Raw genomic sequence first — 10827 nt, forward strand, 5'->3', positions numbered from 1 at the left:
ATACGCAGGACGGCTTTGTCCGAATTCCAGTAGGAGAAGAAGTTCATCGCAAATGCGAGGCAGAGCGCGATGACAAGGCCCACCTCACCGCCCAGCATGAGCCCGATGACACCCACAAAAGCTGTCATCACGGCCATGAGAACAAACGTACGCACCATCAGAATTGGCCTCCAAAACCCATCGCCGCGCATATAGGATCTGCCTTTTGCGAGGACAATGACCTGGCACGGGAAGTAGCTGGATTGTGGGCAAAGCTGTAATTCGGAGAAACCAATTCGACTTCTCCTATCCCAAGCTGCGGCCTTTGATGTTAGAACCGCAGAAGAAAAACATCGAACAGATGACTGAAAATGAAGCTGGAATTTCATCACATTAACTTTGTGGCCGACGATGTCGATCGCATGCACGACTTTTACACAAGCGTGCTTGGTCTTGCTGATATCCCACAACAAAATTTCCCTCGCACCGAAGCAAACGAAGATACGGGCTATGACGGCAAAATCAGATTTGCGACCGAAGGTAGCATGCAGATGCATCTTGCGGAACGGGACTTAGATGTCGCGTTCAAAAACATGCATGCAATTAATCCGGTTGAACGAGGGCATATTGCCTTTCGTACCGATGACCTTGATGCCTTTCTCAGAAAGCTCGATGAACGCGGCATTCCATACTCAGACTATGGAACGGCTTTCTCGAAAGAGTGGCACCAAGTGTTCTTTCACGACCCAGAAGGCAACGTGATTGAGGTTCATCAAAAAGTCTCCACCATGGGATAGGCCAATCGCTTGCGAAGCGAAGTTCCACTCGTGCATTTGACGGCCCATTGCCGACCTTGAGCATCGTATTCAAATGCTGCGGTCGCAGTCCGCTTAGCGGCCATTCGCTGCGCTGGCAAAATTTGTGTCTGTTCCAACTCACAGTTTGCGGACAAAACGGCGGTTCGCATTCATCGTCGCAGAGTCCGCATCCAGCCTAAAGCATGCGTAATTGGGCTGACCGTGAACTGAGGTCGAGCTCCCGATAGGCTCACAGGGAAGCTGTGAACATGGGAGATTTCGAATGGAGTATTTTGCAGGTTTGGACGTGTCGCTGCGTTCGTGCGCGATTTGTGTCGTTGATGGCAAGGGCGCGGTTCTGCACGAGCGAGACCTGCCTTGCGAAATCGAGGAGATCGCGGGCTATCTGGCCGCGCTTCCCGTTTCGGTCGAGCGCATCGGGTTTGAGTCTGGCACTTTGAGCCAGCACTTGTTCTACGGATTGAAGGCAGAAGGTTTCGACGTCGTTTGCATGGAGGCGCGCCAGGTAAGTGCCGCGCTGTCAGCGATGCGTAACAAGACGGATCGCAACGACGCACGTGGCATTGCCCAAATCTTGCGGACAGGTTGGTTCAGTCCTGTTCACATGAAGAGCCGGGAGGCACATGGGGTTCGGGCCCTCCTGAGCACGCGCAAGGCATTGTTGAGTAAGACCATTGATCTGGCCAACGAAGTGCGGGGATTGCTGAAGATCTTCGGCATCCGTCTGCCCAAGACGGTTAAGCATGGCAGCTTCGACGGCGTCGTCCGACCGATGATCGAAATGGACGAGGTGTTGGCTCATGCCATGCTCCCGCTGCTCGACGCCAGGCTGGTGCTGTATCAACACTTCCTTGAATTGGATCGGAGGGTAAAACGCGCCGCCAGTCGGGATGCGGTCTGCATGCGTATGATGACAGTTCCTGGTGTCGGCCCCATAGCGGCCTTAACCTTCAAGGCCGCTGTTGACGATCCCACGCGGTTCAAACGGTCTCGTACCGTAGCCGCCCACTTTGGCTTGACGCCTCGAAGATATCAGTCAGGTGAGCAAGACAATCCCGGTCGAATATCCAAAGCCGGGGATCGAGATGTGAGGGCGACACTCTATGCTGCCACCAACGCTTTGCTGATGCGAACCATGGCAGAATCGCAGATCAAGTCATGGGGGATGAGATTGATGCGCACGAAGGGGCGCCGCCGCGCGGTCGTTGCCGTTGCACGCAAACTGGCCGTTCTGCTCCACCGCATGTGGGCGGATGGCACGGAGTTCCGTTCAGAGAAGATGGAGGGCATGGCATGATCTAACCGCCAAACATCAATAGGAACGGGATCGTCCCTCACCGGACGAGGTTCGTGGATGAAGTCGAAAATGTCTGCTGCGCCGTCAAGCGCGTCTCAAAGCGAGGCTCTCCACAACCAATCCGACACATGCGTGCAGCGATGCCCCACGCGGCATCACCCAGACTGCGAAGAGAAGCGTGACCCGGATGAGCGACAGTGATCCGATACAATGAAAGAAAACGAGCTTGACCCAAACGCCCAATTAGAGAAGCAGACATTCAGAGACGGACTTTGCAAAGTCCGAAGGACGAAATAGGCGGACTTTCTCGTCTCTTTGGAGATCATGCAAACTTCATTCAACTTGAGAACCGGTGTGGTAGCTTGGTCGAGTGAGTTCATGAGATCAGATCATTCCAATTGGAGAACGACCATGCGTCATATCGAATTATTTCGGATATTACCAAAAGCGACCATAGCCTTTGTGGCTTCAGTATCGATGGCCTGGGGATGCACTGGCATCATGTTGACAGGGCAGGATGGAAGCATCGTTCGCGCAAGGACCGCCGAATGGGGGCCGTTCGATCTTGAGACAAAGATCAACATTATTCCCCGAGGTTTCACGTATTCCGCAGGCGAAATGCCAGATGGGCAAGACGGAGCAAACTGGACCGGCCGATTTGGAATGGTCGGTATCAGCATGTTGGATCATGGGGCTCCCGCAGATGGGATCAACGAAGCTGGATTGAGCGCCGGGCTGTTTTACCTGCCCGGATTTACTGAGTATCAGGAATACGACCCTGACCTTTCCGACAACACGATCCCCGGCGATTTGCTAGCCAGCTATGTTCTTTCCCAATTTGAGACAGTTGAAGAGGCTGCCACCGGGTTGGCGGATGTCCGTGTTGTCGGGGTCGTAGATGAGACTCTCGGATTTCCTTTCCCATTTCACATGTTGGTTGCTGACCGGTTCGGAGGAAAGATCGTTGTTGAGTACATTGATGGTGAACTCACGATTTTCGATGCTCCGCTTGGCGTGATCACCAATTCGCCAAACTACGATTGGCACATGACCAACCTAAACAACTATGTAAACCTGTCGGCTCTTGGGCTTCCGGAAGTTGAGGCAAGCGGCGTTACCTTCGCACCCCTGGGCGCTGGGAGCGGTATGATAGGACTGCCAGGCGACTTTACACCCCCATCCCGGTTTGTCCGTGCTGTCGCCTTTTCCCAGACGGCGCGGGAGACGCAAGGAGGCTATGACACCGTTCGCGAGGCGTTCCGCATTCTGGACAACTTCAACATTCCGGCCGATGCCGCTGAGGGCGCCCAAGACGATGTGCAATCGGATGACCTGCTTTACAGCGCAACACAGATCACGACCGCTGCGGACTCCTTGAACCTCGTCTACTACTATCACACGATGTACGACAGAACGGTGCACATGGTTGATATGAAGCAGATTGACTTCGGAGCTATGGGAGACGAGATGATCGTCTTTGAAACCAGCGGTGATCGAGAACCCACGTTGGTCGATGTGACCCCAACGAATTGACGTTATACCACGCGGGCCGTGGCGGCATCACCGCTGGCTGCGGCCTAATACAACTTCGGAGTAGAGAGTTTGCCACTCCAGCGAAGAAGCAGCGTTAGGCTCGAAGTCGCGTTCGCCATTGTTCGCACTATTGACTGGAGGCAGCCCAAACCAGACATTCTTAACAAGACTTTGCAAATTCCGAGATCAGGACAAAGCAGGCGACGACGAGAAGCCTAGAGTTTTCAAATTCCAGTATCGAAAATCGAAGGGCGCACGGCATCCTCTTACCTTCGAACAATAAAGTTTTGGCGATGAACAACGTACACTGCTCAAATTGAATTCAAAAAACGCTCTATTTCCACTAGGGCTTTAGGCCAGGCAGGATCATACTCTGGCATCGTATTGTTTGCTGTCTCAATGCCAATGAAGCGCGCATTCTCGATGCCGGAGGCGAATATCCTGCCTTGTTCAACACTGTGCATCCTGTCTCGATTAGCGTGCATGACCAAAGCAGGACACGAGATCTGCGAAAGCAGATCGGTTACGTCGACTTCGGCGACCAGTGGTCCAATCTTGAGCCAATCCTGGTGGTCCATTGCCACTTTCATAAACTCTGCATAAGCGCGCTGGTCATGCGGGCTTGCAGTTGGAGCAAATGACTGGGCCATCAAGTCTCTTGCAGAAGGATATTCATCGTTCCAGCCCTCAAGACTCATATCCATCATAGCTTGCCCAAGCGCGGCAATACCGGGCTGTGAGCGCACCGCAAGCCCTTGTGCGAATCCACCAAGTAGAACCAACCCCGAAACACGGTCAGGATTATGTGCGGCAAAAGCTGCAGCAATAGTTGCCCCGAAGGAAATGCCAAACAATGGCACTTTTTCGATCCCGGCTGCGTCCAAAACGGCTTCAACATCTTCGACGATCCGGTTCAGAGATACATCCTGCACACCCCTCTGGGACAAGCCATTGTTTCTACCATCAAACCGATAAAGGCAGTGGTTCTCCGAAAGTAGAGGCAACCATCCGGCGATGGTGTTCATCGTCCAATCGTATTCCAGATGCCTAAGCCAGTTTGGTGTGACCAGTAGCTTTCTACCGCTTCCAGTCGATGTCCAAGCAAGCGTTGTACCGTCCTTCGATTTTGCAAAACGCACGTCTTGAGAGTTAGCCAGCAGCTTGTTCTTTGCGCGTCTTTTGTCGCCATCCAAATCAATTGAGTAGGCTTCCACCGGATTTGGAATTCCCTTCAGCCGTATCGAGCTTTCTGGTCGCAACGCAACTGCCAGCGAAGTTCCCGCAACTTCAGCAGCGGTCTTGCTGACGAGACAACTTCCATTTTGGGCACTGGACTGAAGGCGAGACGCAACATTCACGGCCTCTCCGAACAAGTCTGTGCCATTTGGCATTACGTCGCCAACGTGGAGACCTCCTCGAAGATTTACGTCTTCATCTCTCATCTGATTGAAAATCTGGCTTGCAGCATCAATTGCATCTGTGGCAGCGACAAACTCAACCAAAGCTCCATCTCCCATCAGCTTGAATATTCGCCCTTTGTATTCATGGACCAACGGCCTGATCACATCATCCAAGATGTGTTGTAGAGTGTTCAGCGTGGCCTCAGCATCCTCTGACATACGCTTGGTATAATCGACGACATCCAGGCTCAGGATCGCAGCAATTTTCCGCTTCATCAGTTGATGTGATCCTCTTTGCTAAAACCAATTCTTGTGACCTAAAATTAACAGAGGAATAGATTTTTGTGACCAAAACTTGTGCCTGGGCATTTTGCTAAGCCTGCAAGTTCCCAAACTTGCGTTGAAACACAGCCGAGCAAAATGTTTTATCGGTTGGCGAAACCTAGAATTAAGGTGAATGATTAACGCATTTCGCGTTGCTAACTAAGGTTCACTTCGAAATATCAATTCTAAAGGTGTCAGTCCGTAGCTCTTCTCATCTGTGACCGATGGGCAGCCCGAAGCGGACCTTTATCACTCAGCTTTGCAAAACCAAGATCAGGATTGCAAAACATAAGTTCAAATTGGTCAGCGACCGATCTGGGCCATTGTATCTTGCACTGCGTAGTATCTTTGAGCGTTGGGAGGATGTGTGCCGAGAAAACGATCACCAGGATCAGGAACTCGTGCGAAGTACAACGCACCTTTGAGTGGATCATAGCCCGCTTTGTAAGTTATCACCGTGCCTAGCCGATCAGCTTCCAGTTCGAAGTTCTTCGAATAGCTGCGCCCACCAACAAAGGCTCCAAGGTCTTGTGCCGCGGCAATGTCATTCGGCGCGGTCCCTGCTATTGTTGCCAGACCCGCCAAAATAACTGCACCGGCCGCTGCATTTTGAGCACGTCGCGCCAAATGCCCTTGAATATGGTGAGCGGCCTCATGCGCCATAACAAATGCAAGTTCATCGGTATTGTTCACATTCCGTGTCAGCGCTTGGGTCATTGTGATCACCGGTCGTCCCGACTTGCTTAAGCTCTGATACGCGTTTGAGGGTGCTTTTTTGTTTGGATCAATACGGATTAAAAAATCGCAATTCACTCCGCGCGTTTGGCGGCGGCATTCTCGCTCTGCGACGGGCTCAATTCGAGAGGCGACCTGACGAAATCTCACTTGGGCCTGCTGTGAACTGACTGGTGCACTCGCGTGACCGGGATTGGGGATGGGTGCTGATGGCGGAGGCGCGGTTGACACGCATCCCGCCAGCGACAAAACAACCCATACCAAGACACTCCGCTTCATAAATGCACCTTTCTACTTTTTGAGCCGAAATAGAGTTTGTAGTCGTCGATAAAGCAGCCACCCAAACCTTACGGCCTGCATAAATTGTTATTCAATAACAGAGGAGATCGGGTGTAGCCGCATCACGATTCAGCTGCCGCCAAAATGGCAAGCATCGCAAATGGCATTAAGCCGAACGGCCAGCCCGTCCGCGACCTCGTCAGTAACGACCTGAACCGCGTTGAATACCGCATCAGAGGCCGCAATTTCCGCTGCACGACGGCTTCAAATCTATCTATTTCTCTGCAAAGGGAATGCTACGAGTGCACGTGCAGTTTAACGAGCGTTTCCGGTATGGGCTTACTGTTGTCGCTCTCTGCAAGTCGCGATGGCGGCAAGTCTCAGCCCCAAGCGGACATTCAAAACTGGAGTTTGCAGTTTCTGAGATGCGGACAAAGCCTCAATTCGCGGCGGTGGCACCATTGTCAACTCCGGCAATCGGACTTCCGTGCGGGTCAGATCTCTAACTGTTGCTCAACAATTGTAGCAAAGTACGCGCAGCCATAAGCGAGTGCGTCATCATTGAAATCGAAGGCTGGGTTGTGCAATGCCGCGCTATCTCCGTTGCCGATAAACATGAAATTGCCCGGACGTTGCTCAAGCATGAAAGAAAAATCCTCTCCACCCATGGTTGGCGTTCGGTTGCCGTCAACTGACTCGGAGCCCACCAGTTTGGAGGCTGCATCAATAGCAATGTCGGTTTGTTTCGGGTCGTTTTCCGTCACCGGCAAATCGTCAATGTAATTGAAATCGATATCCGTACCCGTCATGGACACTACACCCGCGCAAATGTCGTACATCCTTTGTTTGCCCAAAGCACGTGCCTTGCTGGATAGGCTGCGCACGGTCCCTCTGATCTCCGCTGTCTCAGCGATGATGTTATCTGCATTCCCCATGTGGATTTGCGTGATTGAAACGACGTGTTGTGCCGACGCATTTATTGAACGCGACACAATCGTCTGGAAACCTTGGATGATCTGAGCAACGGCAATGGCCGGGTCGTGACCCTCGTGTGGAAAAGCTGCATGGCAGCCTTTTCCAGTTATTTGCACTTCAAAGAGGTCCGCAGACCCCATTATGCCACCCGGGCGAGTAGAGAAATGGCCGATGGGCAGACCAGGAGACGTATGAAGCGCAAAAACGCTTTGAATACCAAAACGATTCATCAGACCATCCTGAACCATGGCGAGGCCACCGCCTTCCGCCTCTTCCGCAGGTTGGAAAATTAAAACCGCAGTTCCATTGAAATTACGGGTCTCGCTCAGATAGCGCGCAGCGCCCAGCAGCATCGTTGTGTGCCCATCATGCCCGCAGGCATGCATTCGGCCTTCTATTTTTGACGCGTAAGGGAGATTTGTCTGCTCCTGCATGGGCAATGCGTCCATGTCCGCGCGTAAGCCAATCACTTTGTTACTTGCCGTACTTTCGCCTTTTATCACGGCAACGACGCCTGTTTTCCCAATACCAGTATAAACTTCGTCGACACCCATCTCATGCAAGCGCTCAGCAACCAAACCGGCGGTTCTATGAACGTCGAATGTGATTTCCGGATGTGCGTGAAAGTCGCGACGCCATTCAAATAGTTCAGTTAGCTGCGTGTCAAAAACTTCAGTGTGAACCATTGGTCTGCCCTCAGAAATGACTATAAACGACATGATGCTACACAAAAGCGATCATGATCAATTGGCGGTTCTTCGGTAGCCTTGGGGCTCACAGCGGTCATGCGGCGGTTCGGCGGGCCAAAATCAGTCTACTTGTACATGCCTTGGTGGGCTGAGCGGGACTCAGCCGACACCGAATGAATGCCGGTTGCGGCCAGCACTAGTTTTGAACTTGGCCTTCACACGAGCTTAACCGTTGTACTCTCGGGGACACAGAAATTGCGCTGGCACTACGGTATTGCGCTTTTACTTGACATAATCAAGTAATTCTATTTTGCTTGAATTTATCAAGTAAATGGAATTGCAGAATGGATCACATCTCGACAATTCGCGCCTTCAATCGGTTCTACACACAGAGAATGGGTTTGTTCTCCCCCGACTACGGCGGTAGTGGAATGAACCTCACAGAACTGCGGGTTTTCTATGAGATCGGAGTGCAAAATGGCTCAACTGCCCGGTTGATCGCCAATGCCCTGGACCTCGACGAAGGCTATGTCAGTCGTATCTTGAAGAACTTTGAGCGATCCGGATGGATTCTAAGAAAACCTTCTGAACATGATGCACGGCAAAAGGAACTTCATCTTACAGAATCTGGGCACCAGAAGTTTAGCGAGCTTGTCGACCGGATGGCGCTTGAGGTCCACAAGCGATTGGATGGGGCAGATGCAGGGCGCGTCGCCCGGGCTTTGGAGCAGGCGGTGAGATCATTTGACCTGCCGGGTCCAGTCGAATTTCGCGATTTAAACCCAGGCGACGCCGGATGGGTCGTCAATCGGCACGCCGAGACCTATTACACAGATTATAAATTTGATTACCGCATGGAAATGCTCGTTATGCAGATCCTTGCGGCTTTTTTGCCGGTCCAAGGCATTGATGGAAACCGCGCCTTTATTGCTCATAGCGGCGAGACGCGGCTTGGATCAATTTTTTGCATGAATACAGAAGAACCCGGCGTCGCGAAACTGCGATTATTCTTTCTGGAACCCGAGGCCCGCGGAATGGGCTTGGGCAAGCGTTTAATGACGATCTGTCTGAATCACGCGCGTGCATCAGGGTTCAAACGCATGACGTTAATGACCCACGAGACACAAGTAGTCGCACGCGCGCTCTACGCTAGATTCGGATTTACTTTGACAGAGCGCATTTCCGGGTATCACTTTGGCAGTGAGAGCGTGCAAGAAACCTGGGACCTCACACTTTGATCTCACAACTGGGCTTTGCGCTAAGTGCGGCCGCGCATAGACAACCAGACATTCGCTGTACGGCGTCGCTTGAGCAAAATGGGCTCGTTGCCGCCTCTAGCTACTTTACAAATCAAAAACCGGTCGCAGTCCAAACCGGATATTTCAAACAAGACTTTGCGAATCCCGAGATGCGGGACGAAGCTGCCGTTTGCTCTTGCTGCCTGAACGTCCACTTCCCGTTCAGGAAGGTTTGCTGACAGAGAAACTAAATCGACCCGTCGAGAAGAAATGCTCCCCTCGTGCATTTAGTGAGGCCTGCTCTTCTGCCCAAGCCTCTAGCTCATCATCTGGAAAGGTTTTTTGTCCTTTCACGTAAGCCACAATGAACGGCACCACCATTTCTCCATAGCAGCCTTCGTACCTATCCAAATTCACAATAGAGAAATAGTTCACGTCATTGACGACCAACCCAGCGTTTCGAAGACGAGAGCCCAGCGTTCGCGGAAGTTTGCTGTCGGTGCAGTGCGGTGCGAATGCCTTGAGGACCTTCTCCATTCGATCCGGGTTCTCGCTATGCCAACAGACACCCTCCCAGTCAGTCGCAAGGATCAGCCCACGCCCTCCGGGCTTCAGAACGCGAAAAACCTCGCTGCAAAACTTCTCAACATCAGGCACGTACTCCGCAACTTGGGTGCTGACGACCACGTCGAAATAATTGCCATCAAACGGGAGAGCTGTGGCATCAGCGCAGCGATAGCTGAGCCAATTATACTCACTTTGTTGGCTCGCTCGCTCCACCATTTGTTCCGAAATGTCTATGCCGATCATTTCACCATCTGGCCCTGCTTGATTCGCCATTTGCGCCGCAAGAAAGCCAGGTCCGCTTCCAATGTCTAGGACGCGGTCTCCGCTTTGAACTGAAATCCTTCGAAGAGTATCCTCGCGTTGTCTTACAACGTCAGGCCCCAAGTATACCGCTTCAAGTCTCTCTGCCGCTGCTTCGTCGTATTCCATGCCCATTTTAGTAATGCCTCCAATTCAATGCCGGAACGTTAGCATCGCACTGGTGGTCCGGGAGGTGACAAGAGACTTGGGACAAGTACCACAGTCTGGCCCAATTCCGACATTCGGCTACTGTGCTGCGTTCGTCACTTTGGCTCAATATTGCCGTTCTCTGCGGTCTGAGTTGTTGGCCGGTCACAGCCTGAAGCGGACCTTCGCAACCAAGCTTTGCTAACTCCGAAATACACAACGAAACGGCCAGTTGCAGAGGTTGTATCGGCGGTGGCAACCAACCATTCATGTCGTCGACTAACCTGTTCAACGTCGCACTACAACTTCTCCGAACTGATCCCACGAGGACCTAATCTTCGAAGCGTTCATTTGGCTCGACCACATTTACTTGCTTCGGAACTTGGTCGGTGTCATTCCGGTCTGACCTCGGAAAAAGCGAGTGAAATGGGACTTGTCAGAATAGCCGAGCATCAGTCCGATCTCTGCAATTGTCATCTGGTTTTGTTTGAGGTGCTCCTTGGCGACATCGATACGCAGCCGTTTGATTTCGCGCGGTAGCGTTGT

General features: G+C 52.1%; 9 protein-coding genes. 4 read left to right on the forward strand and 5 right to left on the reverse strand.

What is annotated here, in order from left to right; genetic code table 11:
• Positions 1 to 350: 350 nt before the first annotated feature.
• From AC2FNU_RS21255 to AC2FNU_RS21265, 3 genes are all read left to right on the forward strand, one after another.
• Positions 351 to 776 (forward strand): VOC family protein, encoded by a 426-nt coding sequence (locus AC2FNU_RS21255; protein ID WP_496792221.1) that lies wholly within the window; start codon positions 351 to 353, stop codon positions 774 to 776.
• Positions 777 to 1059: 283 nt separating this feature from the next.
• Positions 1060 to 2094, forward strand: coding sequence for an IS110 family RNA-guided transposase (locus tag AC2FNU_RS21260; RefSeq protein ID WP_496792223.1), 1035 nt, complete (start codon positions 1060 to 1062; stop codon positions 2092 to 2094).
• Positions 2095 to 2505: 411 nt separating this feature from the next.
• Positions 2506 to 3627 carry a linear amide C-N hydrolase gene (locus AC2FNU_RS21265; protein ID WP_496792224.1) on the forward strand — a complete coding sequence of 374 codons (1122 nt, stop codon included), beginning with the start codon at positions 2506 to 2508 and terminating at the stop codon, positions 3625 to 3627.
• Between the two features lie 311 nt (positions 3628 to 3938).
• Here AC2FNU_RS21265 and AC2FNU_RS21270 read toward each other — a convergent pair whose 3' ends face one another.
• The 3 genes from AC2FNU_RS21270 to AC2FNU_RS21280 all read right to left on the reverse strand — a co-directional run bounded on the left by AC2FNU_RS21270 (position 3939) and on the right by AC2FNU_RS21280 (position 8026).
• Positions 3939 to 5303, reverse strand: a complete 1365-nt coding sequence (locus AC2FNU_RS21270) for an alpha/beta fold hydrolase (RefSeq protein ID WP_480829819.1) — start codon at positions 5301 to 5303, stop codon at positions 3939 to 3941.
• A 351-nt stretch (positions 5304 to 5654) separates the two neighbouring features.
• Positions 5655 to 6365 (reverse strand): M48 family metalloprotease, encoded by a 711-nt coding sequence (locus AC2FNU_RS21275; RefSeq protein ID WP_480778651.1) that lies wholly within the window; start codon positions 6363 to 6365, stop codon positions 5655 to 5657.
• A gap of 494 nt (positions 6366 to 6859) precedes the next feature.
• Positions 6860 to 8026, reverse strand: coding sequence for a M20 aminoacylase family protein (locus AC2FNU_RS21280; RefSeq protein WP_496792226.1), 1167 nt, complete (start codon positions 8024 to 8026; stop codon positions 6860 to 6862).
• Between the two features lie 347 nt (positions 8027 to 8373).
• On the opposite strand from AC2FNU_RS21280, the gene AC2FNU_RS21285 reads away from it, so the two are divergent.
• Complete coding sequence (locus AC2FNU_RS21285; protein WP_496792228.1) at positions 8374 to 9267, forward strand: GNAT family N-acetyltransferase; 894 nt, start codon at positions 8374 to 8376, stop codon at positions 9265 to 9267.
• 222 nt (positions 9268 to 9489) lie between these two features.
• Here the strand turns inward: AC2FNU_RS21285 and AC2FNU_RS21290 are convergent, their stop codons facing one another.
• Positions 9490 to 10263, reverse strand: coding sequence for a class I SAM-dependent methyltransferase (locus tag AC2FNU_RS21290; protein ID WP_496792230.1), 774 nt, complete (start codon positions 10261 to 10263; stop codon positions 9490 to 9492).
• A 384-nt stretch (positions 10264 to 10647) separates the two neighbouring features.
• Positions 10648 to 10827: helix-turn-helix domain-containing protein (locus AC2FNU_RS21295; protein ID WP_496792231.1), on the reverse strand; the 180-nt coding region annotated here is incomplete at its 5' end.

It is taken from the genome of Ruegeria sp. BHSB064, assembly GCF_059613205.1.